Origin of the sequence: Pseudomonas shahriarae (assembly GCF_014268455.2) — a bacterium.
GTDB classification, from domain to species: Bacteria; Pseudomonadota; Gammaproteobacteria; order Pseudomonadales; family Pseudomonadaceae; genus Aquipseudomonas; species Aquipseudomonas shahriarae.
The window spans coordinates 5786278-5812296 of sequence record NZ_CP077085.1 but is presented as its reverse complement, the minus strand read 5'-3'; the positions used below and the strand labels follow the sequence as shown (position 1 = coordinate 5812296).

The window sequence follows — 26019 nt, the reverse complement described above, 5'->3', positions numbered from 1 at the left end:
TGTTCAGGCCTTGGAATAACAGGGAAAACGGCAGCGCCGTTACCATTACACCGATGGTGGGTGGCAGGCCGATAAAGCGGAAATTCACATAGGTGAGCAGGGTGGTGAGGCAAATGAAGGCTGCAACAAGTTCAAGCATCCGGGGGGCCATGGGATAGAGGGCGGGGTGCAGCGGGGTGGTTTTTAGTATAAACAGGTGCTGAAACATGAAGAATCAACTCTGACCATTCTGACAAGGGGCTCCCTGTGGTTGCGACAGCCTTGGTGCTGGTAGCGGCGCTGTTGCATGCGACGTGGAACACCTTGATCAAGTTCAGCGGCGAGCGCCTGTTGGTGATCGCCTGCATGGACAGCGTGGCCCTGTTGTTTGTTCTACTGGCAGTCGGATTTGTGTCGTTGCCGCCCCTGGAAATCTGGCCGTGGATCATCGCATCGGCCTTGTTCGAGTTGCTCTATCGCTACCTGCTGATCCAGGCCTACCGCGTTGGCGACCTGGGGCTGGTGTATCCGCTGATGCGCGGCTTATCACCGCTGGTGGTGCTGGCGTTGACCCTGGTGTTTGCCGGGGAAGTGCTCAGTACCCAGCAGATTGTCGGCATCCTGCTGATCCCGTTCGGCATGCTGTGCCTGCTGTGGCAGGGCGGTGGCGGGGAGCGGCTGCCCTGGTCGATGTTGCCGGTGGTGGCGCTGATCGGCCTGTGCATCGGCTGCTACACCTTCCTTGATGGCCAGGCGCTGCGGCGCTGGTCGCACCCGTTGGACTACCTGGTATGGCTGACCCTGCTCAGTGCCTGGCCCTTTCCCCTGCTGGCCATGGTGCGCAAGCGCGCGGCGTTCAGCCTGTTTTGGCGCACGCAATGGCGGTTGGGGCTGAGCGTGGGGTTGTGCGTGTTGTTGAGCTACGCTCTGGTGCTTTGGGCCATGCAGTTGGGCTCGATTGCCGAGGCCGCCGCGCTGCGAGAAGTCAGCGTGATCCTGGTGGTGTTGTTCGGTATGCGTTACCTGAAAGAACCTTTCGGCCGCTCCCGGCTCTTAGCCTGTGGGTTGGTACTGATCGGCATGCTCGTGATGAAACTCTAACCAGCGGATAAAACTAAAAAAGGAATGAGTGATGACTGTTGCTTTCTGGTGTGTGTTGATCGCAATTTTTCTGCCTTACCTGTGTACTGGCGTGGCCAAGTTCAGTGGTGGCAAATTCGGGCCCCGGCAGAACCATGACCCCCGGGCCTTCCTGGAAACCCTCGAAGGCTTTGCCAAACGCGCCCATAGCGCACAGCTCAACAGCTTTGAAGTGACCCCGGCGTTTGCCGCAGCGGTGATCATTGCCCACCTTGCGGGCAACGCGGAACTGGTGACCATCAACGTACTGGCGGTGCTGTTTATCACCAGCCGCCTGCTGTACATCATCTGCTACCTGGCGGACTGGGCGATCTTGCGTTCGCTGGTGTGGTTTGTGGGCATGGCGTTGATTGCGAGCTTCTTCTTCGTTTCGATCTAAGGCACGCAGCCAACCCTTGTGGGAGCTGGCATGCCAGCGATGGCGGATTTGAAACCGCCATCGCCGGTAAACCGGTTCCTACAAAGGCGCGTCCGGCACTTGAGGCAGCGCCGCACCCTTGGGCCACAGCATCCAGATCTGGCCTTGCTGCTTCATGTTCCCGGCCAGCTCGCCCGCTGCATCACCCGTGCCCCAGAACAGGTCGGCACGCACCTCACCGACAATCGCGCCCCCCGTATCCTGGGCCGCTACCGGCCGTACGATCGGTGCGCCATCGGGGCGGGTGGTGGACAACCACAGCAGGCTGCCCAGTGGGATCACCTTGCGGTCCACGGCCACGCTGTAGCCTGCGGTCAGTGGTACGTTCAGCGAGCCGCGCGGGCCTTCATTGCTGTCGGGCCGGGTGCTGAAGAACACGTAGCTGGGGTTGCTCGCCAGTAACTCCGGGATCCGCTCGGGATGGGCCTTGGCCCAGGCACTGATGGCGCCCATGCTCACTTCTTCTTTCTTCAACTCGCCTTGCTCCACCAGCCAGCGGCCGATAGGGCGGTAGGGGAAACCGTTCTGGTCGGCATAGCCCACGCGCAGTTGACGACCGTTCGCCAACTGGATGCGGCCCGAACCCTGGATTTGCAGGAATTGCAGGTCCATCGGGTGGGTCAGCCAGGCGATGGGCTTGGCGCTGGAGCCTTGCTGGTTGAGGGTGCCGGCATCGTCATAGGGCTTGAGTACCCGCCCTTCCAGGCGCCCACGCAGGCGTTTGCCCTTGAGCTCCGGGTAGATGCTTTCCAGGTTGACGATGATCAGGTCGTCTGGCACCCCGTACACAGGAACATGGGCGGTCTTGGTTTCGGTAAGGCTGCCGGGGTAGACCGGTTCGTAGTAGCCGGTGATCAGGCCATTGGGCGTGTTGTCTGCCGAGCGCAAGCCATACACCTCCAGCTGTTGCTTGAGGAAACCCCGGATATCACCGGCATTGCCCGGCACATTGGCCGCGGCAGCGCAGGTGGTGCCCCACACCGGATCGTTCTTCAGGCGTTGGCAGGCACTGCGCCAGGATTCGAAGCCGGCTTGCAGGTCAGCGTCCGAAACTTCCGGCAGGGCTTCCCAGGTGGCGCTGACATAGGTCGCCACGGCGTGGGGTTTTTCCGGCTCGGGCTTGGGGGTCGGGGCGTTGCCGCCGTCGCATCCGGCGAGCAGCGCGATCATCGGCAGAGCCCATGCCAGTCGGCGGCTCCAGGGGTTCAACAGGTTATTCATGCAAGTAATTCCCAAGGCGGTAGCCGGTACCGATTACGGCACAAGCGTCCATATTATTAATAGGGCTATTGGTCTTTCCGGGCGGGGCGGGGATACTGGCCGCCGTTTCCCGTGACCCTGAGCCACCATGACTTTTAAAAAACTGACTGTTGTATTGCTGGCCGCTTTGACGCTGACCGCCTGCGGCGGCGTGGATCCGAACTCGCCATTGGGCCAGCGCAAGGCCATCTTCAAGCAGATGCTCAAGACCGGCGAAGACCTGGGCGGGATGCTGCGCGGCCGTATTCCGTTCGACGGGGCGAAATTTGCCGAGGGTGCGGTCAAGCTCGACACCCTGTCCCATGAGCCGTGGAAGCACTTTCCAACGGTGCGCGAAGAAGATCACACCAGTGCCAAGGACGATGTATGGCAGAAACAGGCCCAGTTCCAGGAACTGGCGCGCAACCTTGAGGCGGCCACCGGTGAGTTGGTGATCGCCAGCCAGGTGCAGCCGTACAAAGCCAGTGACCTGAAGCCGGCCGTGCAGAAAGTCGAAGATGCGTGCAGCGCCTGTCATAAGCAGTTTCGCGACCATTGAGGCATCGGTCGGATGCGTCTTACTTGTCCAGGTCGTCGAGGGCTTGCTGTAGCTCTTTGCGCGACTCGGCGAGCTTGTCCTTACGCTTGTTGATCTTCTCGGAGTCGCCTTTTTTCATGGCCTTGTCGAGGTCAGCCTGACGACGGCTGACTTCGTGCTTGGCATCCAGCACCTTGTTCTCGCGTTCCTTTTTCAGGGAGGCGTCGGTGCAGTGGGCGGTGACTTCGCTCAAGGCTTTTTCCAGACCGGCTTGTTGCTCACTGTTGCCATGGGCCTTGGCTTGTTCGATCTGCAGGCTGATGGCCTGGCGCTTGGCAGCGCAACCGGTCAGTTGCGGGGCTGTCTCGGCAGCCAGCAAGGGAGTGGTCAGAAAACTGGTGACGGTCAACAGGGCAAGCGGTGCAAGAAACTTCATAAGAACTCCAAAATAAACAAGATCGTTGTCAGGTGGGCAGGATGATTTCTGCCGGTACCGATGAATGTAGCGGGCCGGGCCTAAAAGCCGTCGATCCCGGCAGCCCGTAGTGTTTCGCTCATGGCCACCACCTGAGGGTCGCGAAAAAAGGCGCTCAACTGCGCCGCGCGTCCCGGGCCGATTCCTGCCTCGGCCTGCCAGGCTTGCGTGTCGCGGGCGGCCAGGGCATGCCAGCCACCCACCAGGTTATTGCGGGCGGTCGGTGGAACCCCCAGCGCCATCAGCCATTGAGCGAACGGTCGCTGACGTGCGGTCTGCAGGCTCGCAAGCAGGCGCGTCGTGCTGCGGTCGCCGAATCCGTCAATGGTAGCAAGCTCTGTCTCATCAAGGTTCAACCAATCCACCAAACCGCTGATTTGACCGGCCTGGATCAAGGAGTTCCAGGTCTCGCGGCCAATGTGTGGCAGATCCAGCCCCTGCTTGCCACTGAGCCAGGTCAGTCGGGCCAGCAGTTGCTCCTCGCAGGCCGGGGCCAGACGCAAGCAGCTCAGGTGATGGAAGTCGCCCGCCACCGGGGCCGCGACATCGACCCGTGGATAGCTGCGCAGGATGACCTGGTCGAGCCTGGGAATCACTTGGCCGGCAAGGCTGATGGACACTTGGTCGCCGGGCCGGATATCGAGCTGTTGCCAGCGTTTCAACGAGCCGATGCTGACGCGCTTGATCTGGCGATCGTCGAGCATTACCGGGTGCAGTTCCAGGACCGGGGTGATACGGCCGGTGCGGCCGATCTTGAACTGCACCTGGCGCACATGGGCCAGGGCTGTGATGAACGGGTATTTCCAGGCAACAGCCCAGTAAGGCGTACTGGCCTGCCAGCGTTCGGCCGGGGCGCGCTGGCTTTGATGCAGCACCACGCCATCAGTGGCGAAGGGCAAAGGGTGCCCATGCCAGAACGCTCGCCAGTGACGGGCCTGCTCGAAGGTGTCGATGGGCTGGCTGTAGCGACGGCTGTCGGTAAAACCCCAGTGTGCAAGGGTGTCCAACTGCTGCTTGAGGTCCGCCGGCCCTTGCGGCCAGGCCCAGACAAACAGGCCGATGCCGGCGGCGTCGGCGTCATTGAGGTGTTGGCGGTTCATCAGCCCGGAGATTTTGCTGCGGGCATTCATGCCGCCCGTCTCCCCTTGTATATGGGCGTCCAGGCGCCAGTACAGCTCACCCTGCAAGAGCAGGTCGATGGCCTCGGGCAGTTGTTGCACAAGGCCGGGGATCTTGCGGGCCGAGTCCGTCCAGTCATGGCCGAACAGGCCGTCGCCGCGGCTGATCACCTGGGCCAGGCGACCCCCACGATAGACTAGGCTCACGGCCACCCCATCGACCTTGGGTTGTATCCACAGGTCGCTGCGTGTGCCGATCCAGTCTGCCACGGCGCGGTCGTTGACCAACTTTTCAAGGCCCGTGTGCGGGACGGGATGGGCGACAGTGCCCCGCGAGCTGGCCAGGGGATTTTGCGCAGGTGACGGCGCCTGTGCAAAGCAAGTCCGCCATTGCTCCAGGCGCATGCGGGCCTGGTCATAGAGCTCGTCGCTGACCAGGGATTGGCCGAGTCGGTGGTAGCTGTCGTCCCAGAGGTCGATTTGTCGTTGCAGGGCGGTGATTTCGTCCCGGGCCTTGTCGGCTTGCCAGTCCGGGCAGCCCTGCGCCCAAGCGACGATAGGGAAGAGCATCAATAGCAGGTAGGTCAGCAGGCGTGGTGTCATCATGAGCATCCTTGCTCTGAAGGGGCGCCCAGCCTAAAGCAAGCAAACGCCCATAAAAAAGCCCCGCAGGCGCGAGGCTTTTTACCGGGTGTTTCTGCTTACTTGAACAGACCGCCCAGGGCTTTCACGGTGTCGTTGCTGTCAGCCTTGGCCTGCTGCTTTTGCGCGGTTTCGTCGAGCTTGCCTTGGGACTCGCCGACTTTTTTGCAACCTTTGTTTACCTGGTCCAGTGCTGCCTGCATGGCCTTCACTTTCAGGTCTTCGCCATTGGCTTTGGCGGCGTCGACTTTGGCTTGCAGCTCCTGGCTCTGTTTTTCGCAGTTGCCGGTAGCGCCGCCCAGTTGGGAAGTCAGGGCGCCAGTCAGGCCGCTCAGGTCAGCGGCTTGCACTGGCAGGGCGAACAGGCTGAGCAGTACGGCGGCAGGAGCGAAGGTGGAAATACGCATGAAAAACCTCAATGTTCGATTGCCTGCGCACTTGGCTGTCCCGAGCAGGCGCAGTGCAGTATCCAATGTGGTTAAGGGCTCGGGAGGGCGCGAATTCTAGTGGGCCATCATTTAGCCTGCAAGGTTTGGATCCAATAAATGTGAACTATTTGCCAGGTTCGCCGTCGCGCTAACCCCCGCCCGCAAAAAAGCGCAACAAAAAGCCCCACCGGGAAAACCCGGTGGGGCTTTGGGTGCTACGTGCTGCGATTACAGACCGGCAGCGGTGCGCAGGTCGTCGGCGCGGTCGGTTTTTTCCCAGGTGAACGTGGTGAAGGTGTCGTCGCCGACGGTCTTCTGTTCAGGGGTACGACCGAAGTGGCCGTAGGCCGCGGTTTCCTGATACATCGGGTGCAGCAGGTCGAGCATGGTGGTGATTGCGTACGGACGCAGGTCGAAGATCTCACGCACCAGCTTGACGATCTTGTCATCGCTGATCTTGCCGGTGCCGAAGGTGTTCAGCGAGATCGACGTAGGCTGGGCCACACCAATGGCGTAGGACACCTGAATCTCGCAACGCTCGGCCAGGCCAGCGGCGACGATGTTCTTGGCCACGTAACGACCGGCATAGGCTGCCGAGCGGTCAACCTTGGAGGGATCCTTGCCGGAGAACGCGCCACCGCCGTGACGGGCCATGCCGCCGTAGCTGTCGACGATGATCTTGCGCCCGGTCAGGCCGCAGTCGCCCACCGGGCCGCCGATGATGAACTGGCCGGTCGGGTTGATGTGGAACTGGGTGTCCTTGCTCAGCAGTTCGGCAGGCAGCACGTGCTTGACGATCAGCTCCATCACACCTTCGCGCAGGTCTTTGTAGGAGACTTCCGGATTGTGCTGGGTCGACAACACCACCGCGTCGATGCCCACCACTTTGCCGCCTTCGTAACGGCAGGTCACCTGGGACTTGGCGTCCGGGCGCAACCAAGGCAGCAGCCCGGATTTACGGGCCTCGGCCTGGCGCTTGACCAACTGGTGCGAGAAGGTGATCGGTGCAGGCATCAGCACGTCGGTTTCGTTGCTGGCGTAGCCGAACATCAGGCCCTGGTCGCCGGCGCCCTGGTCTTCTGGCTTGGCGCGGTCGACACCCTGGTTGATGTCGGGCGACTGCTTGCCGATGATGTTCATCACGCCGCAGGTCGCGCCGTCGAAGCCGACGTCAGAGCTGGTGTAGCCGATGTCGGTGATCACGTCACGGACGATCTGCTCCAGGTCGACCCAGGCCGACGTGGTGACTTCACCGGCGATGATCGCCACGCCCGTTTTCACCAGCGTCTCGCACGCCACGCGGGCGAACTTGTCTTCAGCAATGATGGCGTCCAGCACCGCATCAGAAATCTGGTCGGCGATTTTGTCCGGATGCCCTTCAGACACGGACTCGGAGGTGAAAAGGGAATATTCGCTCATCTCGATGTTTTCCTGATATTTACCGATGGTGAGTGTCGCCAGTTGGCCGCTGAAAGTGGCGGACCTGAATCTGGAAACCATTACGTAAGCCTACATACAGGCTTTCCCCGGGAACGAGTCCCGCAGCGGTGGCCCAACGGGCCAGATCGTCCTGTTCAAACCCCAACCATAGATCACCGCAGGCCTCCCTGGCCCAACTCTGGTTGTGGCTGCATAAATCAGTTACTAGCAGGCTGCCACCCGGTTGCAGCAAACCGGCCATCTGCCTGAGAGCATCGGCCGGCGCGGCAAAATGGTGAAGGACCATGTTCAACACCACGCAATCGGCTTGCAGCCCGACCTCATTCAAGGCATCGGCCAGTTGCAGGCGGACGTTGCCCAATTGCTCGCGCTCGCACAGCTGGCGCGCCAGTTCCAGCATGGCCGGGCTGTTGTCCAGCGCCGTCACCTGGTGGAAGCGTCGTGCCAGGTCCGGCAGGAACCCGCCGTCGCCCGGGCCGACTTCCAGCGCCGTGGCACCTGGGTTGAAGCCCAGCTTGTCGAGCAGCGCCAATACGCTTTCGCGGTATTGAGGCAGCCCGGCAATCAGGTCCTGCTGGGCGCGGAACTTGTCTGCCACCCGGGAGAAAAAGTCCTGGCTGGCCGCAGCGCGTTGCCCGTGGACCTGGGCGATCCGCGACTGCACGTCAGCCGGCAGGGCCAGGTTGTCCACTTCTTCGAGCAATGCAGCGTGCAGCTTGCCACCCAGCAAATCGGTGTGGGGCAGGGCGCGACGGTAAAAAATCGCATTGCCTTCACGGCGGGTGGCCACCAGGTCGGCCTGGGCCAGCACTTTCAAGTGGTGGCTCATGCCGGACTGGCCAATGGCAAAGATCCGCGCCAGTTCCAGCACACCAAACGAGTCGTTGGCCAGGGCGCGCAGTACATTCAGGCGCAGCGGATCACCGCCGGCCTTGCACAGGGCCGCCAGCTCATCGCAATCGTCGGGGCGAATGGAAGGCGCAGGTAAGTTCATAAGGCCAGCAGTCTAGTGATGAGGTCAAATCCCCGCAAGGCCAATATCAAAAAGTTTTGATATTGGTCGATAATCGGTGGTTATAAGCAGGCGCTATAACCTTTAGACGAACGGCGGGAAGTGTTCTTGCCGCCAATGCAGTCCAAACCACAGGAAAAACCTACATAAGTCGGTATCTGTCATTGCCCCTGAGGCCTTGGCTGAGGGAAAATGCCGGTCCTTTTTTCCGTTTCTTTTATTCAACCTCCAGGAGATCAGCGATGCCCAGCCGTCGTGAGCGTGCCAACGCCATTCGTGCCCTCAGCATGGATGCCGTGCAAAAAGCCAACAGCGGCCATCCCGGTGCCCCAATGGGCATGGCGGATATCGCCGAGGTACTTTGGCGTGACTACCTGAAACACAACCCGAGCAACCCGTCGTTCGCCGATCGCGACCGCTTCGTGCTGTCCAACGGCCATGGCTCGATGTTGATCTATTCGTTGCTGCACCTGACCGGCTATGACCTGTCCATCGACGACCTCAAGCAGTTCCGCCAACTGCACAGCCGCACCCCGGGCCACCCGGAATTCGGCTACACCCCAGGCGTCGAGACCACCACCGGTCCCCTGGGCCAAGGCCTGGCCAACGCCGTGGGCTTCGCCCTGGCAGAAAAAGTCCTGGCGGCGCAGTTCAACCGTCCAGGCCACAATGTTGTCGACCACCACACCTATGTGTTCCTGGGTGATGGCTGCATGATGGAAGGCATTTCCCATGAAGTCAGCTCCCTGGCCGGCACCCTGGGCCTGGGCAAGCTGATTGCTTTCTACGATGACAACGGCATCTCCATCGACGGCGAAGTCGAAGGCTGGTTCACCGACGACACGCCAAAGCGTTTCGAAGCCTACAACTGGCAGGTGATCCGCAATGTTGACGGCCATGATCCGGAAGAGATCAAGACCGCCATCGAAACCGCGCGCAAAAGCGAACAGCCGACCCTGATCTGCTGCAAGACCACCATTGGCTTCGGTTCGCCGAACAAGCAAGGCAAGGAAGACTGCCACGGCGCCCCATTGGGTGACGCGGAAATCGCCCTGACCCGTGAAGCGCTGAAGTGGAACCATGGCCCGTTCGAAATCCCGGCTGATATCTACGCCGAGTGGGACGCCAAGGAAGCCGGTCGCGCCGCAGAAGCCGAGTGGGACCAGCGTTTTGCGGCCTACTCCGCAGAGTTCCCGGAGCTGGCCAACGAACTGGTACGCCGCCTGGCCGGTGACCTGCCTGCTGATTTCTCGGAAAAAGCCTCGGCCTACATCGCCGAAGTCGCGGCCAAGGGCGAGACCATCGCCAGCCGTAAAGCCAGCCAGAACACCCTGAACGCCTTTGGCCCGTTGCTGCCTGAGTTCCTCGGCGGTTCGGCTGACCTGGCCGGTTCCAACCTGACCCTGTGGAAAGGCTGCAAAGGTGTCTCGGCTGAAGACGCCAGCGGCAACTACATGTACTACGGCGTGCGCGAGTTCGGCATGAGCGCCATCATGAACGGCGTTGCCCTGCACGGCGGCCTGGTGCCTTACGGCGCGACCTTCCTGATGTTCATGGAATACGCGCGCAATGCCGTACGCATGGCCGCGCTGATGAAAAAGCGTGTGATCCATGTGTACACCCACGACTCCATCGGTCTCGGCGAAGACGGCCCGACGCACCAGCCGGTCGAGCAACTGACCAGCCTGCGCACCACGCCGAACCTGGATTGCTGGCGCCCAGCCGACGCGGTGGAATCCGCGGTGGCCTGGAAGCACGCGATCGAGCGCAAGGATGGCCCTTCGGCGCTGATCTTCTCCCGTCAGAACCTGCAACACCAGGTGCGTACTGACGCGCAGATCGCCGACATCAGCCGTGGTGGCTACGTGCTCAAGGACTGCATTGGCGAGCCGGAGCTGATCCTGATCTCCACCGGTTCCGAAGTGGGCCTGACCGTTCAGGCCTACGACAAGCTGACCGCCCAAGGCCGCAACGTGCGCGTTGTGTCCATGCCGTGCACCAGCGTGTTCGAAGCCCAGGACGCCGACTACAAGCAATCGGTCCTGCCGTTGCAGGTCAGCGCGCGTATTGCCATCGAAGCGGCGCACGCCGACTACTGGTACAAGTACGTGGGCCTGGAAGGCCGCGTGATCGGCATGACCACCTACGGTGAGTCGGCGCCGGCGCCAGCGTTGTTCGAAGAGTTCGGTTTCACCCTGGAAAACATCCTGGGTCAGGCTGAAGAGCTGCTGGAAGACTAAGTCAGTCTGCGTTGTCTGTACTGGCGCCATCGCGGGCAAGCCCGCTCCCACATTTGGATCTCGGTCTAATGTGGGAGCGGGCTTGCCCGCGATAGCGATGGAACATTCAACACTGAACGAACATTGATCGAGAACCCCATGCCTCAACCCCGTCCCTACAAAGTTGCACTCAACGGCTACGGCCGGATTGGTCGTTGCGTCTTGCGTGCGCTGTTCGAGCGAGGGGCGGCGGCCGGGTTTGAAATTGTCGCCATCAACGATCTGGCCGACATGGCCAGCATCGAATACCTGACGCGCTTCGACTCCACCCACGGCCGGTTCCCCGGCGAAGTGCGGATCGACGGCGATTGTCTGCATATCAATGGCAACTGCGTGAAGGTTTTGCGCAGTGCCACGCCCGAGGGCATCGACTGGGCGGCGCTGGGCGTCGACCTGGTGCTGGAATGCTCCGGGGCCTACCACACCCGGGCCGATGGCCAGCGGTTCCTCGACGCCGGCGCGCCGCGCGTGTTGTTTTCCCAGCCGATGGCCAGCGAGGCGGATGTCGACGCCACCATCGTCTATGGGGTCAACCAGGACTGCCTGACCGGTGACGAGTTGCTGGTGTCCAACGCCTCCTGCACCACCAACTGCGGTGTGCCGTTGTTGCGCCTGCTGGACCAGGCGATTGGCCTGGAGTATGTGTCGATTACCACTATTCACTCGGCGATGAACGACCAGCCGGTGATTGACGCCTATCACCATGAAGACCTGCGCCGTACCCGTTCGGCGTTCCAGTCGGTGATTCCGGTGTCCACCGGCCTGGCTCGTGGTATTGAACGCCTGCTGCCGGAACTTGCCGGGCGAATCCAGGCCAAAGCAGTGCGCGTGCCGACGGTGAACGTGTCGTGCCTGGATATCACCATGCAGACTGTCAGCGACACCGACGCCAGCGAGGTCAACCGGATCCTGCGCGAGGCTGCCACCAGCGGCCCGCTCAAAGGCCTGCTGGCGTACACCGAGTTGCCGCACGCCAGTTGTGATTTCAACCACGACCCGCATTCGGCCATCGTCGATGCCAGCCAGACCCGCGTTTCCGGCCCCAGGCTGGTGAATATCCTGGCCTGGTTCGATAACGAATGGGGCTTTGCCAACCGCATGCTGGATGTTGCGGAACATTATCTGCACATCGCTTCTTCAAAATTAGCCCTTCAAAATCAAGTAATTCAGGAACTGCGACCATGACCGTGTTGAAGATGACCGACCTCGATCTGCAAGGTAAGCGCGTACTGATTCGCGAAGACCTCAACGTCCCAGTCAAGGACGGTGTAGTCACCAGCGATGCGCGAATCCTGGCTTCGCTGCCGACCATCAAGCTGGCCCTGGAAAAAGGCGCGGCCGTGATGGTCTGCTCCCACCTGGGTCGTCCGACCGAAGGTGAGTTCTCCGCCGAAAACAGCCTCAAGCCTGTAGCCGATTACCTGAGCAAGGCCCTGGGCCGCGAAGTGCCGCTGGTGGCTGACTACCTGGGCGGTGTTGACGTCAAGGCCGGCGACATCGTGCTGTTCGAAAACGTGCGCTTCAACAAAGGCGAGAAGAAGAACAGCGACGAACTGGCCCAGCAATATGCTGCGCTGTGCGACGTGTTTGTGATGGACGCCTTCGGCACCGCGCACCGCGCCGAGGGTTCGACCCATGGCGTGGCCAAGTTCGCCAAGGTGGCCGCTGCTGGCCCGTTGCTGGCTGCCGAGCTGGATGCACTGGGCAAGGCCCTGGGCGCACCAGCCCAGCCAATGGCTGCCATCGTGGCCGGTTCCAAGGTGTCGACCAAGCTGGACGTGCTCAACAGCCTGAGCCAGATCTGCAACCAACTGATCGTGGGCGGCGGCATTGCCAATACCTTCCTGGCCGCTGCTGGCCATCCGGTAGGCAAGTCGCTGTACGAGCCGGACCTGTTGGACACCGCCCGTGCCATCGCGGCCAAGGTCAGCGTGCCGCTGCCGGTGGACGTGGTGGTTGCCAAGGAATTTGCCGAAAGCGCCGAAGCGACCGTCAAGCTGATCGCAGATGTGGCGGCTGACGACATGATCCTGGATATCGGCCCGCAAACGGCGGCCAACTTCGCCGAGCTGCTGAAAGCCTCCCGGACTATCCTGTGGAACGGCCCGGTCGGTGTGTTCGAGTTCGACCAGTTCGGCAACGGCACCAAAGTGCTGGCCAAGGCGATTGCTGAAAGCTCGGCATTCTCCATTGCCGGCGGTGGCGACACCCTGGCGGCCATCGACAAGTATGGCGTTGCTGAGCAGATCTCCTACATTTCTACCGGTGGTGGCGCGTTCCTTGAGTTTGTCGAAGGCAAGGTCCTGCCAGCCGTTGAAGTGCTGGAAAGTCGAGCCAAGGGCTGAGTCCCGCAGCCTGGAAAAGGAGCATTCCCATGATCAAGCCATTCGCGCTGGTGATTGCAGCAGGCCTGTTGGCTGGCTGCGGCAGCGCGCCCAAGGCGCCGGCAGACGACGCCCCAGGGGCTGCACCGCACAAGGGCTGCTACCAGGCCGACTGGCAGGCTGAAACCATGCCGGTGATCAGCAAGCGCATAGGGCCCGACGGTCTGGAGAAATACGATTCCCCGCCCAAAGGTAAGGAACAGGGTTGCCCTTGATGGGTCTGATTCACTAACCGACAGCAGTGGCGGCCTCGGGCCGCCGTTCGAGGATTGGCAATGAAAGGCGTTATCGCCCTGGCAGCACTGGCTCTATTGGCCGGTTGTGCCAACCTGAACATGTTCAACAAGGCACCAGCGCAGCAAGAACCATGGACCACCTGGGTATGCGACAGCCAGGCCCAGGTGAACTGGCGGTTTGTCGATACCGACCACAAGCAGGTGGATGTGCGCCTCGGCGGCTCCGACCTGGTGTATCGCCTCAAGGAAGATGTGGCCGCTTCCGGCGCGCTGTACAGCAATGAGCAACTGGCGTTTCACACAAAAGGTGAGGAAGGCCTGGTTTATTGGGTTGCCACCGATGATTTGATCGGCCGGGGCTGCAAGGCCCAGTAATACAGAGCACATGGGATCCGGTTCCAATTCGACAAAGATTGCGAACCGCACCCTGCAATAACGATTCAGCAGGCCAAGGCTCAACCCCTTGATCTGCAATAACTTGAATAGCAGCCGCCGCTACGGCAGGCTTGCACGATTAACGACCCTCGACCGGGAGAGAGACACAATGGCACTTATCAGCATGCGTCAAATGCTGGATCACGCAGCCGAGTTCGGCTACGGCGTCCCAGCCTTTAACGTCAACAACCTTGAGCAGATGCGCGCCATCATGGAAGCCGCTGACAAGACCGACTCCCCAGTGATCGTCCAGGCTTCGGCCGGTGCCCGCAAATACGCCGGCGCACCGTTCCTGCGTCACCTGATCCTCGCGGCAATCGAAGAATTCCCACACATCCCGGTGTGCATGCACCAGGACCACGGCACCAGCCCTGACGTATGCCAGCGCTCCATCCAACTGGGCTTCAGCTCGGTGATGATGGACGGCTCCCTCGGCGAAGACGGCAAGACCCCGACCGACTACGACTACAACGTGCGCGTCACCCAACAAACCGTGGCCCTGGCTCATGCCTGCGGCGTTTCGGTAGAGGGCGAGCTGGGCTGCCTGGGCTCCCTGGAAACCGGCATGGCCGGCGAAGAAGACGGGATCGGCGCCGAAGGCGTGCTGGATCACAGCCAGATGCTGACCGACCCGGAAGAGGCCGCTGACTTCGTCAAGCGCACCCAGGTCGACGCCCTGGCCATCGCCATCGGCACCAGCCACGGCGCGTACAAGTTCACTAAGCCGCCTACCGGCGACGTGCTGGCCATCGACCGCATCAAGGAAATCCACAAGCGCATCCCCAACACCCACCTGGTGATGCACGGTTCTTCCTCGGTACCGCAAGAATGGCTGGCGATCATCAACCAGTACGGCGGCGACATCAAAGAAACCTACGGCGTACCGGTTGAAGAAATCGTCGAAGGCATTAAGCACGGCGTGCGCAAGGTCAACATCGACACCGACCTGCGCCTGGCTTCCACCGGTGCGATGCGTCGCCTGATGGCCACCAACCCGAGCGAGTTTGACCCGCGTAAGTTCTTCGGCGCCACTGTGACTGCGATGCGTGATGTATGTATTGCGCGTTACGAAGCGTTCGGCACGGCCGGTAATGCTTCGAAGATCAAGCCTGTGTCGTTGGAAGCGATGTATCAGCGGTATTTGAAAGGTGAGTTGAACGCTAAGGTCAACTAAGCCTTAGCGTTTAGTCGCGTTGATGAGAAACCCGCCAAGAGGCGGGTTTTTCTATCTTTTCTTTAACTATTAGACGTTGCGCTCTTCGATTCGTAATGTAATATTTTTTCCCACAAGCCCGACGCTACCGCTCACTGTTCGAACAAAAGCGGACCATTGTCTGCCTGCGCTTGGTTCGAGTACGATTTTATTGTACAGTTCTATCTCGCCATCTTTGCAGATCATTTCCAAGTCAGAAACTACATTACCTGTAATGTCGCTAAGTGTTAGGTACTTTCCGTTTTTCTTAAAAGAAAATTGTTCTTTTTTCTCTTGATTTATAAGCGTTTACGTGTCCGTGGCTGGTGATTCCCAAATAGTGGCCAGGGAAAAAATTACCGTCTGCGCTGGTGGTTATGTACTCCCCATTGCCCACATGTTCAAAGTTAAATACTACTGCGATGCTATGTTCGCCTGTGCTCGCACACAGGTGGTTTGTTTTTACATAGTTAAGCACTGGGAATGGTATTCCGTCGGCGTATTTGGCGTGATCACCGCTTTCATATGTGCCGTTTTCAATTTTTTGGAAACCCAGCCTACAAGTGAGGGGGTATCCGGAAGTGTACATACGAGCAGTGAGAGAGCCTTCCTTGTTCATGATGTACCTCAACCTATATAGATGGATGGCCTTGCTTAGGCCTAGGGTATGACCAATTTTAAATATGTATTTTTTTGGAGTTGCTGTCAGAAATGACAGTGTTTAATGAAGTTTTGCGATAGGTGTTATAAGTGAAATTTTTAATGTACTTAACGAAGGCTGACTGTAAAAGGGGGGCTATTTAACTGCAAAATAAATTTGTTGCTAATATCTCTCCCTCTCCACCCTCCGAGCGCTTAGGGAAACCTGCAGCGATAAGGTTTTTTATGGGTGAAGACTTTTCATTTGAAAGTTTGTGCGTTGAGTTAGGTGTGTGCAAATAGACTGTTTTAAGATTTGGATGAAATATCCTTTGTGTGTTTAATGACGGAAAGTTCTAGGTTTTGCAGGATTTGACAGGTTGAATTTAATGGTTGTTGGTTTATTTTTTATTGTGTGGTTTTTAGCGATTTAGGGCGAGCCATAGAATGTATTTATTTTATTAACTTGTTTGGCGAGGTTTTAAGTCATGGAGTATGATTTTGTAAATCCACCCGTTGTAAGTGCTGAAACTAAAAATGCTTTGGAACGCCGGAAGCATCTGGAATCGATTAAAGGCACGGTGTGGGAAAAATATCCGCCGTTTGAAGGTGGTATGTCGAATAAACCTTTAACCCCTGAGGAAACAAAGCTGCTTCAGCAGTATGACGAGGAGCAGGCTGAATTTGATAGTCGTCACTACTACTTCGAAGAGTCCCCCACAGACGATCAAAGAATCACCTATATAATCGGGCATCGCGGTGGAGACGAGTTCCCAGGTTTTAAAGGCTCGGTTAGCTATGAAGAGTTAGCATCTGGGGTCTTGTCGCAATTAAGAGCCGGTACTTATAAGCGGGGAAGTGGTGCTGCTTATTCCTTGGCTGAATTTGAGAATAATGTGAGGAAGGCCTATGAAAAAGAGTTGAAATTTGGTTGGCTGCGAAAAAATTGATTTTTCGCAGCGGCATCGCCTAGTGGTGATGGGAGCTTCGCGCTCTTATAAAAAGTTGGACTGTAAAGGGGGAGGAACGATTTTACTTTTAAATAGATCTGGCCTCTTTATCTCTTGAGGTTCGGGTTTTTGTACTCGGAATTTGCAGGCACTCACAAACCAATGTGGGAGCTAGCTTGCCCGCGATAGCGGTGTATCAGTCGATAAATGGATGACTGATACGCCCTCATCGCGGGCAAGCCCGCTCCCACATTTGGATGGTGTTCGGCTTATTTATCGACCAGTATTTTGGGGTTTGAATTCCCCCACACCGTATAAAGGTCAGCCAACAACGCCCCATTGATATCCTCTACCTCCGCCTGGGTGGTCTGGACATTCCCCTGCTTGCCAAACAGCACCACCTCATCTCCGCTCTTCACGGTTGGCACATCCGTCACATCCACCATCAGCGTGTTCATCGACACCTTGCCCACCACCGGCACCCGATGCCCGTTGATCAGCACGATGCCTTTATTGGTGAACGCCCGGCGATAGCCGTCGGAATAGCCCACGGTGATGTTGGCCAGTTTTGAATCGCGCTTCAGGGTGTAGGTGCGGTCGTAGCCGACGGTGTTGCCTTTCGGGTAGCTGTTGACCGAGGCCACGTGGGATTTGAACTGCATCACCCGCTTGTATTCGGTAAACGACGGCACGGTGTCGCCAAACAGCAGGCCGCCGGGGCGCACCATGTCCAGGCGGGACTCGGGCACTTCCAGGGTGGCGAAGGAGTTGGCCGCGTGCAGGGTGATTTTACTGCGGTCCAGTTGGGCGACGTCGATCAGCCAATTGGCCTGCTCGTTGAAGGCCTTGAGACCGGTGCGTACGTCGGCGGCGTCTTCGACGGCGAAGTGGGTCATGATCGCCTTCACTTCCAGGTTCGGCACCTTGGTGATGGCTACGGCGTCGCGGCGGCCCTGGGCTGTGGTCATTTCTACGCCATTGCGGCTCATGCCACTGGAGTTCAGGCCCAGGTGTACTACCAGCGGGCGGCCATGATGTTCGGCGATCAGGCTGGCGCGCACGGCGAAGTCGAGGTTGCCCACCAGTTCTTCGACGTTGTACGGCAGCGCCGCTTCCAGTTCGCTCAGGGCGGCAGTACGCACGCGGATCAGTTGACCCTTGAAGCCGCTTTCGCGCACGACGCGGGCTTCTTCATTGCTGGCCACGCCCACGCAAGGCACACCGAGCTTGATCACCGATGGCATCAGCAGGCCAATGCCGTGACCGTAGGCGTCGGCCTTGAGCACGGCGCAGATTTTCGACTTGTCGGCGAGGCTGGTTTGCAGGGTACGGATGTTGTGTTCAAACGCGGCTTTGCTGATCTCAACCCAGGCGTTGCTGTCCTGGATACTGACCTGGGCCACCCCGTCGGTCATCGATAAGGGCGGGGCAGCGAAGGCCGGGTTTTGCAGCAGAACCATACCCATGGACAGGGCGAGTAGGGTGCGAGTGAAGGGCATTGATGAGTCTCCATGACTTTCTTATAGGTAAGCATTGCGCATGCGCGGCGCCATACTCGAATTGTCCTACAAAAAAGTCGAGACCCTGGGTCGCGGTTCTGTCCTAAAGCGTCGTGAGAATGATCAGACTGTCAGTTGTGATCAATATCCAGCTTGGCAAATGTCACCTTGCCGCCTTCCTTGCTGTCGCCACTGTTGTCTTGCACATATACGCCGGCCTTGAAGTACAACGGCTTCTTGCCCCAGGCGGCACCGAGGCGTTCGTTCCATTGGCCGTTGGCGGCCTCGATGCTCAGCAGGCCGGCTTTGTTCAGGTGGATGACGTAGGTGAAGTTGCGCTGCAGGGGCACATTCTCGGCCACGATAATCACCCGGCCTTTGCTGTCATCGGGGCGCATGCGCACCTTGGCGACGATGTTGCCGGTCTGGGTTTTTTCCTTGTATTGATATTCGACTTTGACCAGCGGTTTCTGGCTGTCATAGGCGTGAATCTGACCGATCACGATCTTGCCCGAGGAGGGCACCTGGTTGATGGCCAGGGTGGCGCGCAGGTAGTTGTCGGCCTCTGGGTAGGTCCAGTTGCGCAGCCGGCCGTCGGCATAGGTTTCCCGCAGTTCGCTGCGCGGGTAGATGGCGTTTTCGGTACGGGTACCGGTGACGGGGGACCAGAATTGCACGCTGCTGCCTTCGGCCTGGAAGTATTTGCCATTGAAACCACTGAGCAGTTTGGGGGTGTCGATGGTGGCTGGCGGGGTGCCAACAGGGATGCTCAGGTTCCAGGTGGACAGATCAATCATTGAGTGCGCCTTTGCTGTACGAAAGAAGGGTCAAAAGGCTTTGGCCCAAGGGCTGGCGCGTTCTTTATAAGCGGCTGGTAACGGTTTGTTAATGATTTTATGGCGGTTTATTGGCGCCAGTGGTCTGTCAAAAAGCCATCCTTCCCGTAATCCGTGGGCTGTAGGCGCTGACCGTTAGTCGGTTGTGTGGCCTTTGGCGCAATGATGGCATCGGCGCACCTTCTGCTTTATGGGATCCAAGGCTAGAGTGACTCCACATTGAATGTCCGGTTTTGTCGCAAAAATGACCGGAATGAACCCTCAAGGAAGAGATGCAGCATGGAATGCGCTCCAACCCCGGCCGAAGGCTGCTCAGTGCTCCTGGTGGTCGATGACTACCCGGAAAACCTGATCAGCATGCGCGCGCTCCTGCAGCGCGACGACTGGCAGGTGGTGACGGCAGCCTCCGGCGAGGAGGCCCTGGGGCTTTTGCTCGAAACTGACGTGGACCTGGTGCTGCTGGATGTGCGGATGCCGGGTATGGACGGCTTTGAAGTGGCGCGCTTGATGCGCGGCAGCCAGCGCACCCGCATGACCCCGATCATCTTCCTGAGTGCCACTGAGCAATCGCCCGCCGCAGTGCTGGAGGGCTATGCCAGCGGCGCTATCGACTACCTGTTCAAGCCCTTCGACCCGCTGATCCTCAAGCCCAAGGTCCAGGCCTTGCTGGAGCATCAGCGCAACCGGCGGGCCTTGCAGCGCTTGAGTCATGACCTGGAGCTGGCCCGGGCCTTCAATGCCTCGGTGCTCGACAACGCCGCCGAGGGCATCCTGGTGGTGGGCGAAGACGGGGTGATCAGCTACGCCAACCCGGCTATTTCGCGACTGCTCAACGCCACGGTGGGCGAGTTGCAAGGCCAGGCGTTCCTGGGCTTCCTGCAAAAACCCCATATGCCCGACTGGTTTGCCTGCGAGTTGTACACCGGCTACCTGCGCGGTGAAACCTGGCGCCTGCATGACGCGATCCTGCGCACGGCGCCCGGCCAGCAACTGCCGGTGGCCATGTCCTGTGCGCCCTTGCCCCGCGAACAGAAGGCCATGGTGGTGACCGTGCAGGACATGTCGCAAGTGCGCCATCTGCATCAGCAACTGGAGTCCCAGGCCGTCACTGACCCCCTCACCGGTTTGCTCAATCGGCGTGGTTTCTATCAGACCGTGGAGACGATCCTGTTGCGCAACGAGCGCAGCGAGCATGCCACGGTGCTGCTGTATATGGACCTGGATGGCTTCAAGCGGGTCAATGATTCCGTAGGGCACGATGCCGGCGACCGGGTACTGCGCTGGGTCTCGGAGCAATTGGCGCTGTGCCTGCGCAGTTGCGACATTCTTGGCCGCCTTGGTGGGGATGAGTTCGTCGCGTTGCTGGAACTGGAATACCCGGAGCAGGCTGCCAAGCTTGCCGAACAGTTGATCGAGCGGGTGTCGATCTGCCAGCAAGTGGACGGCCTGGAGGTGATGCTGGGGGTCAGTATCGGCATTGCCATCTTCCCCGATTGCGGCCGCGACCTGAGCGGCCTGCTGCGCGCTGCCGATATCGCCATGTACGAAGCCAAGCGCGCCGGGCGTCAGCAATATCGCTATTACGATCAGGAAATGAACGGCCGGGCCCGCTCGCGCCTGATGCTTGAAAGCAGTGTGCGCGAGGCCATCGACCATAAGCAGGTGACCTTGGTGTACCAACCCCAGGTGTCCCTGGTGGACGGGCACTTGCGCGGGGTCGAAGCCTTGTTGCGCTGGCAGCACCCGAGTGTCGGCGATGTGCCGCCCGGGTTGTTCCTGCCCTTGCTGGAGGAGGCGCGCCTGATCAGTCAGCTCAGCAGTTGGATCTTCCACCAGGTGGCGCTGGCGCGACACGCCTGGGCCCCGGTCATGAGTGACGACTGGGTGCTGAGCGTGAGCCTGAGTAGCAGCCAGTTCAATATGCCCAACCTGGCGACCCAGCTGCAGCAGGCACTGGAGCGACATGGGTTGCAGGGGCGGCAACTGGAAGTGGAAATAGCTGAAGAAAGCCTGATGCACAATATCGAAGAGTCCACCAAGCAGCTCAAGCAACTCCGGCGCCTGGGGGTGCGAATAGCCCTCGATGACTTTGGCTCGGGCAACTGCTCCCTGGCGCATCTGCGTGACCTGGAGTTCGACACGCTCAAGCTCGACCCCGGCCTGGTTGCCCGCGTACTCAACTCGCCACGGGAGGCCGCGCTGGCTCGCAGTATTATCGAGCTGTGTGGGCACTTCGGCTTGCTGGTGATTGCCGAGGGCGTGGAAACCCTTGAGCAATGCCACTGGCTGCAGGCCAATGGCTGCCAATTCATCCAGGGCCCGCTGGTGGCCCCGTCGCTGATGGCCGACGATATTTCCCAGTGGCCGCAGCCTTTCGCGCTGCGCGCAGGCCCCTGCTGAATTCGCTACACTGGCGGCCTCACGCCCCTGCCGTTCGAACCCATGACTGCGCTGAAATACCTCCAGGCCTATCCCGCCGCCCTGCAAGAGCAAGTGCGCCAATTGATCGCCAAAGATCAATTAGGCGACTACCTGCACCAGCGTTACCCCGAGCGCCATGCGGTGCAGAGTGACAAGGCGCTGTACAGCTACGCCCTGGCCCTGAAGCAGGAGCACCTGCGCAATGCACCGGCCATCGACAAAGTGCTGTTCGACAACCGCCTGGACCTGACCCATCGCGCCCTGGGCCTGCACACCACGATTTCGCGGGTGCAGGGCGGCAATCTCAAATCCAAGAAAGAGATCCGCATCGCCGCGTTGTTCAAGGACGCGGCGCCGGAGTTCCTGAAGATGATCGTTGTCCACGAGCTGGCGCACTTCAAGGAATCGGACCACAACAAGGCGTTCTACAAACTCTGCGAATATATGTTGCCCGGCTACCATCAGGTGGAATTCGACCTGCGGGTGTACCTGACCTATCGCGACTTGCAGGGCGCAGCGCGGGATTGAACCAAGAGGAAGCGAGCATGGATGTGAGCAAGACCAAGAGCAGTTTCTACCGCCGCCTGTATGTGGCGTATCTGATCGACAGCCAATTGGCCAGCAGCGTCCCGGCGTTGACCGAAGTGACCGGCATGCCCCGGCGCACGGCCCAGGACACCATCGCCGCGTTGGCGGACCTGGATATCGTCTGCGAGTTCGAGCAGGAAGACGGCGCCCGCAATCATGCCGGGCGCTATCGGATTCGCGATTGGGGGGCGATTGACCGTGGCTGGATCGAGCGCAACCTGGTGCAGGTCAAGCAGGTGTTGGGTTATCCCTGAAACTGGGTTGGCAGGTCTGACGCTATCGCGGGCAAGCCCACTCCCACATTTGATCGCAATCAACCTGTGGGAGCGGGCTTGCCCGCGATAGCATCCTCAAGCGCGCCGCATCCCAATATGCGGAATATCATCCTCCAGGTATTCCTCACCCTCGACCTTGAACCCATATCTGCCGTAGTACCCCTGCAAATGCGCCTGGGCTGAAAGAAAAATCGGTGTCTGCGGCCAGATATCGTCGATCTGCTTGAGGGTTTCCTCCAGCATCTGGTGGCCCAGGCCAGTGCCCCGGGCTGCCTCGGCCACCAGCACGCGGCCGATAACCACGTCACCGCCATGCAGCTCCGGGTCCAGCAGGCGCAGGTAAGCCACCAATTGGTTGTCCTTCCAGGCCATCAGGTGGTGGGTGTCGCCCTCCAGATCCTGATCGTCGATGTCCTGGTAGATGCATTTCTGCTCGACGACAAATACCTCTGCCCGCAGACGCAAAATGGCGTAGAGCTGTTCCTTGCCCAGATCATTGTGGTGCTTGCAAACCCAATCGACAGTCATCGTTCCATCTCGCATAAAGACCTGGCCTGGATAGTAATGCCCTGGCCGGCAACTGTCTTGGGGGGTGGCATAAACACCTGTGAAACCTTATTTTTTGTGAATGACGTCAATTTGCCATCATTGAGTGCTTTCGCGGTTCAGTTCTTTGTGTAATCTGCTGTACACCGCGAGCGATAAGCTACAGTCAGGTGCCTGGGCATTGTTCTTCCAGACGCCATTGCCCGCAAGGAACTGCCCGCTGTGCAAGGACATTAAGCATGCTGCGACTGTCTCGTGCCGTTGCTTTGCTGGTATTGCTGTTGCTGGTCCCGACGGTGGCCGCAGAACGTTTGCGCCTGGTGGCAGATGCATGGCCGCCGTTTACCGATGCGACCCTGCTCAATGGCGGGCTGGCCACCGATATCGTCAGCACCGCCCTGGCGCGTGCCGGCTTTGCCAGCGATTTCGAGCAAGTGCCGTGGGCGCGGGCGTTGATGGGGGTGGGCGACGGGCGTTATGACGTGTTGATCAATGCCTGGTACGACGAGGCGCGTACGCAGTTGGGGCAGTTTTCCGACGAGTACCTGCTCAACCGCGTGCGTTTTATCAAGCGCCGTGATGATCCCATCGAGTTCCAGAACCTGCAGCAACTGCATGACTATCCCGTCGCCGTGGTACGCGGCTACGCCTATTCGGCCGAGTTCGATGCCGATCCCCAACTGCAAAAAGTCCCGGTGCATAACTTCGCCATGGCCGTGCGCATGCTCGCGGCCCGGCGCGTGCGGCTGACGGTCGAGGATGAGTATGTCGCGCGTTTTCACCTGGCGCGGGAATCACCCAGGGTGCGCAACGCGGTGGAGTTCCTGCCCAAGACCTTGAGCGAGAACAGCCTGCATATTCTGGTCAGCCTGAAAAACCCCAGGCATGAGCAGATTGTTGCCGGGTTTGATCGGGAGATTGCCCGGATGAAGGCAGATGGCAGTTATGCGCGTCTTCTCAAGCAACACGGGATGTAGTGTTCTTGAGGCCGCGATCGCGAGCATGCCCGTATTCGCAGATCAAAATGTGGGAGCGGGCTTGTTCGCGATAGGGCTCTAAGCCGCACTGGTTTCCTTGATCAAATGCGCCGCCAGCGTGCGCAACGGCCCCAGTTGCCGACAGATCAATGCCAACTGCGTCTGCACCAGGCGCTGTGCTTCGTCGATCTCATCCGGCATCTGCTCCAGCTCCACTGCCAGCGCTTCCTCGGCATCGCTCTGCACCGCAATCGGCTGTTTGTTCGCCAACCCACTGGCGATTTCGTCGATGCTCGTGGCGAGGGTCTTGCCCGCGCCTTCGATCAGGTGCTCGCGCACATCGGCCGGTAGTTGGGTGTCGCGGTGGGCACCCAACCCCGACAGGTAACTGAGCAAGGTGTGGGACAGCACCAGGAAGCGGAAGCCAACGTCGGCTTCCTTACGGAAGTGCCCCGGCTCCATCAGCATATTGGCCAGGGTGGTGGACAGCGCGGCGTCGGCGTTGTGCGCATTGCGCCGGGCCAGGCGGTAGGCCAGGTCGTCGCTCTTGCCGGCGGCATATTGCTGCATGATCTGGCGCAAGTAGATGCTGTTACAGGTCAGGGTGTTGGCCAGCACTTTGTTCAGGCGCCGGCCTTGCCAGTCCGGCAGGAACAGGAACACCGCCAGCCCGGCGATCAGGCTGCCGAGCAAGGTATCGAACAGGCGCGGCAGGAACAGCCCATACCCATCGCCCACCTGGTTGAAGCAGAACAGCACCATCAGGGTAATGGCGGCGGTGGCCAGGGTGTAGCGGGTGGTGCGGTTGATAAAGAACACCAGCCCGGCGGCGATGGCGAACATCGACTGCACCAAGGGGTTAGGGAACAGATCGAACAGGGCCCAGGCCACCGTCAGGCCGATGGCCGTGCCGACGATCCGCTGGCCAAGCTTGCGCCGCGTGGCGCCGTAGTTGGGCTGGCAGACGAACAGGGTGGTGAGGATGATCCAGTAGCCCTGGGACGGGTGGATCAAATGCACCATGCCGTAGCCGACACTCAGCGCCAGGGGCAGGCGCAGGGCGTGACGGAACAGCAGCGAAGTCGGGGTCAGTTGGGTACGCAGGCGCGTCCACATTTCCTTGAGGTTGCGCGGCGAGCGGTCCAGCAGGCTGCTGTCGCTGGCATCTGCCAGGCTGTCGGGGTTGCTGGCGTCGCTGAGCAGGCGGTCGAGGGTCGACAGGTTGGCCGCCAGCGCGCGCAACGAACGCAGCAGGCCACGCCAGGCCGGGTTGCTCTGGATGCGCAGGTGTTCGAGGGAGGCATTCAGGTCGCCCAGGGCCTCGGCGAAGCTGGCGTCATAGACAAACGGCTGGCGCAGCTGGATCGACTCGGCGAGGGCCTGGCAGGCCTTGCCTTGCTGGCGCAGCAGGCGCTGGCAACGGAACAGCACATCGCTGTGGAAGAAGGCTTCGGCCAGGGCGTTGTAGGGGTAGTGGGAGGAACTGGCGCGCTCGTGGATGTCCTGGGCCAGGAAGTACAGCTTGAGGTAGCGACTGACCTTGGAACCCGGCCGGCCATTGCCGACACGGTGCAGGATGATTTCCTTGGCCGCATTGAGCGCCGCCACCACCCGGCCATTTTGTTGTGCCAGCTCCAGGCGCCGCGCTTCGACGTCCAGTTGGCGAATGGGCTCGAACAGCGATGACTTGAGCTTGAGGTAACGCCCCAGCTCGCGAAACAGCCGGGCCAGGCTCTGTTGAACCGGCTGGTTGGAAAACATTGCCTGCCACAGCACCGACAGCGCGCCGTACCAGGCGGCACCGGCCACCAGCAGCAAGGGTTCGTGCCAGAAGTCGGTGACGGCGCCGCCGCGCTGGTCCACGCCGATCATGGTGTAGACCGACAGAATCAAAGTGGCCGAGGCAATGGCGCCATAACGCTCGCCCAGGGCGCCGAGCATGGTCAGGCAGAAACTCGCCAGGGCGATGGCGATGGCAAAAATCCACGGGTAGGGAAACAGCAACTCCACCGACAGCGCCGCCACGCTGAAACACACCAGCGTCACCGCCAGCGCATTGAGGCGGCCCTGCCAGCTGTCATCGGTTTCGGCCAGGGCGCTGGCGATAATCCCCAGGAACAGCGGGATCAGCAGCGACATTTCATCCTGATACCAGCACAGCGCCATGCTGCCGGTGAGGGCGATAAACACCCGTACGCTGTAACTGAACTTATCCAGTGCCCAAAGGCGCCGCATGGACTGCTTGAACGAGGTCGAGGACATGAAGTCTGGGGTCTTCCGGGACGATGCCGCTAAATTGAGCCAGTAATGACGTCACGGCAAGCGTGGCGATC

Annotated in this window: 25 protein-coding genes and 1 pseudogene; 14 read left to right on the top strand and 12 right to left on the bottom strand. The window is 59.9% G+C overall.

The features are described 5' to 3' along the window. Position 1: 1 nt before the first annotated feature. Positions 2-139, bottom strand: a pseudogene (locus HU773_RS26130) (cation:proton antiporter); the annotation flags it as partial. A gap of 107 nt (positions 140-246) precedes the next feature. Between HU773_RS26130 and HU773_RS26125 the strand changes: the two are divergent. Together HU773_RS26125 and HU773_RS26120 are read left to right on the top strand one after the other, a co-directional pair. Next, entirely contained in the window at positions 247-1080 is an 834-nt protein-coding gene (locus HU773_RS26125) for an EamA family transporter (RefSeq protein ID WP_057440225.1), read from the top strand. A gap of 31 nt (positions 1081-1111) precedes the next feature. After that, complete coding sequence (locus HU773_RS26120) at positions 1112-1498, top strand: MAPEG family protein (RefSeq protein WP_057960859.1); 387 nt, start codon at positions 1112-1114, stop codon at positions 1496-1498. 78 nt (positions 1499-1576) lie between these two features. Here the strand turns inward: HU773_RS26120 and mltA are convergent, their stop codons facing one another. Further along, on the bottom strand, positions 1577-2758 hold the full coding sequence (mltA, locus tag HU773_RS26115) for a murein transglycosylase A (protein WP_186624960.1): 1182 nt from the start codon (positions 2756-2758) through the stop codon (positions 1577-1579). A 127-nt stretch (positions 2759-2885) separates the two neighbouring features. Here mltA and HU773_RS26110 point away from each other — a divergent pair, with 127 nt between their 5' ends. Continuing rightward, positions 2886-3335 carry a c-type cytochrome gene (locus tag HU773_RS26110; protein WP_057440228.1) on the top strand — a complete coding sequence of 150 codons (450 nt, stop codon included), beginning with the start codon at positions 2886-2888 and terminating at the stop codon, positions 3333-3335. 19 nt (positions 3336-3354) lie between these two features. On the opposite strand, the gene HU773_RS26105 is transcribed toward HU773_RS26110, so the two are convergent. The 5 genes from HU773_RS26105 to HU773_RS26085 form a co-directional block, all read right to left on the bottom strand. Further along, positions 3355-3750 carry a DUF1090 domain-containing protein gene (locus tag HU773_RS26105; protein ID WP_057440229.1) on the bottom strand — a complete coding sequence of 132 codons (396 nt, stop codon included), beginning with the start codon at positions 3748-3750 and terminating at the stop codon, positions 3355-3357. An 80-nt stretch (positions 3751-3830) separates the two neighbouring features. Then, positions 3831-5510 carry an NAD-dependent DNA ligase LigB gene (gene ligB / locus HU773_RS26100; RefSeq protein WP_437181150.1) on the bottom strand — a complete coding sequence of 560 codons (1680 nt, stop codon included), beginning with the start codon at positions 5508-5510 and terminating at the stop codon, positions 3831-3833. Between the two features lie 98 nt (positions 5511-5608). After that, on the bottom strand, positions 5609-5956 hold the full coding sequence (locus HU773_RS26095) for a DUF1090 family protein (RefSeq protein WP_057440231.1): 348 nt from the start codon (positions 5954-5956) through the stop codon (positions 5609-5611). Between the two features lie 249 nt (positions 5957-6205). After that, the gene (gene metK, locus HU773_RS26090) at positions 6206-7396 is read right to left on the bottom strand and encodes a methionine adenosyltransferase (protein ID WP_057960856.1); all 1191 of its coding nucleotides are present in this window, start codon (positions 7394-7396) and stop codon (positions 6206-6208) included. 19 nt (positions 7397-7415) lie between these two features. Then, a complete protein-coding gene (locus HU773_RS26085) occupies positions 7416-8411 on the bottom strand; it encodes an ArsR/SmtB family transcription factor (RefSeq protein WP_057960855.1) in 996 nt (331 codons plus the stop codon). Between the two features lie 260 nt (positions 8412-8671). Here HU773_RS26085 and tkt point away from each other — a divergent pair, with 260 nt between their 5' ends. The 6 genes from tkt to fba all read left to right on the top strand — a co-directional run bounded on the left by tkt (position 8672) and on the right by fba (position 14937). Further along, on the top strand, positions 8672-10669 hold the full coding sequence (gene tkt, locus HU773_RS26080) for a transketolase (protein WP_057440233.1): 1998 nt from the start codon (positions 8672-8674) through the stop codon (positions 10667-10669). Between the two features lie 138 nt (positions 10670-10807). Then, positions 10808-11893 (top strand): erythrose-4-phosphate dehydrogenase, encoded by a 1086-nt coding sequence (gene epd / locus HU773_RS26075; protein ID WP_057960854.1) that lies wholly within the window; start codon positions 10808-10810, stop codon positions 11891-11893. Further along, positions 11890-13053 carry a phosphoglycerate kinase gene (locus HU773_RS26070; protein ID WP_057440234.1) on the top strand — a complete coding sequence of 388 codons (1164 nt, stop codon included), beginning with the start codon at positions 11890-11892 and terminating at the stop codon, positions 13051-13053. The genes epd and HU773_RS26070 overlap by 4 nt, the downstream gene beginning before the upstream one ends. Before the next feature lie 29 nt (positions 13054-13082). After that, complete coding sequence (locus HU773_RS26065) at positions 13083-13307, top strand: hypothetical protein (RefSeq protein ID WP_057440235.1); 225 nt, start codon at positions 13083-13085, stop codon at positions 13305-13307. A gap of 60 nt (positions 13308-13367) precedes the next feature. Then, complete coding sequence (locus HU773_RS26060) at positions 13368-13703, top strand: MliC family protein (protein ID WP_057960853.1); 336 nt, start codon at positions 13368-13370, stop codon at positions 13701-13703. A gap of 169 nt (positions 13704-13872) precedes the next feature. After that, the gene (fba, locus tag HU773_RS26055) at positions 13873-14937 is read left to right on the top strand and encodes a class II fructose-bisphosphate aldolase (protein WP_029297347.1); all 1065 of its coding nucleotides are present in this window, start codon (positions 13873-13875) and stop codon (positions 14935-14937) included. Positions 14938-15223: 286 nt separating this feature from the next. Here the strand turns inward: fba and HU773_RS26050 are convergent, their stop codons facing one another. After that, positions 15224-15574, bottom strand: a complete 351-nt coding sequence (locus tag HU773_RS26050) for a hypothetical protein (RefSeq protein ID WP_169990364.1) — start codon at positions 15572-15574, stop codon at positions 15224-15226. Between the two features lie 508 nt (positions 15575-16082). On the opposite strand from HU773_RS26050, the gene HU773_RS26045 reads away from it, so the two are divergent. Beyond that, positions 16083-16544 carry a hypothetical protein gene (locus HU773_RS26045; protein WP_169990365.1) on the top strand — a complete coding sequence of 154 codons (462 nt, stop codon included), beginning with the start codon at positions 16083-16085 and terminating at the stop codon, positions 16542-16544. Between the two features lie 269 nt (positions 16545-16813). Here HU773_RS26045 and alr read toward each other — a convergent pair whose 3' ends face one another. Then, on the bottom strand, positions 16814-18043 hold the full coding sequence (gene alr, locus HU773_RS26040) for an alanine racemase (protein ID WP_120734271.1): 1230 nt from the start codon (positions 18041-18043) through the stop codon (positions 16814-16816). A gap of 131 nt (positions 18044-18174) precedes the next feature. Further along, complete coding sequence (locus HU773_RS26035; RefSeq protein ID WP_057440238.1) at positions 18175-18840, bottom strand: polysaccharide lyase family 7 protein; 666 nt, start codon at positions 18838-18840, stop codon at positions 18175-18177. Between the two features lie 318 nt (positions 18841-19158). Here HU773_RS26035 and HU773_RS26030 point away from each other — a divergent pair, with 318 nt between their 5' ends. Genes HU773_RS26030 through HU773_RS26020 form a run of 3 tightly spaced genes read left to right on the top strand, consistent with a single transcriptional unit; the run spans position 19159 to position 22142 of the window. Next, positions 19159-21279 (top strand): putative bifunctional diguanylate cyclase/phosphodiesterase, encoded by a 2121-nt coding sequence (locus HU773_RS26030; RefSeq protein WP_186624956.1) that lies wholly within the window; start codon positions 19159-19161, stop codon positions 21277-21279. A gap of 42 nt (positions 21280-21321) precedes the next feature. After that, a complete protein-coding gene (locus tag HU773_RS26025) occupies positions 21322-21828 on the top strand; it encodes a M48 metallopeptidase family protein (protein ID WP_057440240.1) in 507 nt (168 codons plus the stop codon). A 17-nt stretch (positions 21829-21845) separates the two neighbouring features. Next, positions 21846-22142, top strand: coding sequence for a winged helix-turn-helix domain-containing protein (locus HU773_RS26020; protein ID WP_038444032.1), 297 nt, complete (start codon positions 21846-21848; stop codon positions 22140-22142). Positions 22143-22238: 96 nt separating this feature from the next. Here the strand turns inward: HU773_RS26020 and HU773_RS26015 are convergent, their stop codons facing one another. Next, positions 22239-22691 carry a GNAT family N-acetyltransferase gene (locus HU773_RS26015; RefSeq protein WP_057960849.1) on the bottom strand — a complete coding sequence of 151 codons (453 nt, stop codon included), beginning with the start codon at positions 22689-22691 and terminating at the stop codon, positions 22239-22241. Between the two features lie 257 nt (positions 22692-22948). Here HU773_RS26015 and HU773_RS26010 point away from each other — a divergent pair, with 257 nt between their 5' ends. Further along, the gene (locus tag HU773_RS26010; protein WP_057440242.1) at positions 22949-23686 is read left to right on the top strand and encodes a substrate-binding periplasmic protein; all 738 of its coding nucleotides are present in this window, start codon (positions 22949-22951) and stop codon (positions 23684-23686) included. A 78-nt stretch (positions 23687-23764) separates the two neighbouring features. On the opposite strand, the gene yccS is transcribed toward HU773_RS26010, so the two are convergent. Further along, positions 23765-25948 carry a YccS family putative transporter gene (yccS, locus tag HU773_RS26005; RefSeq protein WP_057440243.1) on the bottom strand — a complete coding sequence of 728 codons (2184 nt, stop codon included), beginning with the start codon at positions 25946-25948 and terminating at the stop codon, positions 23765-23767. Positions 25949-26019: the final 71 nt, after the last annotated feature.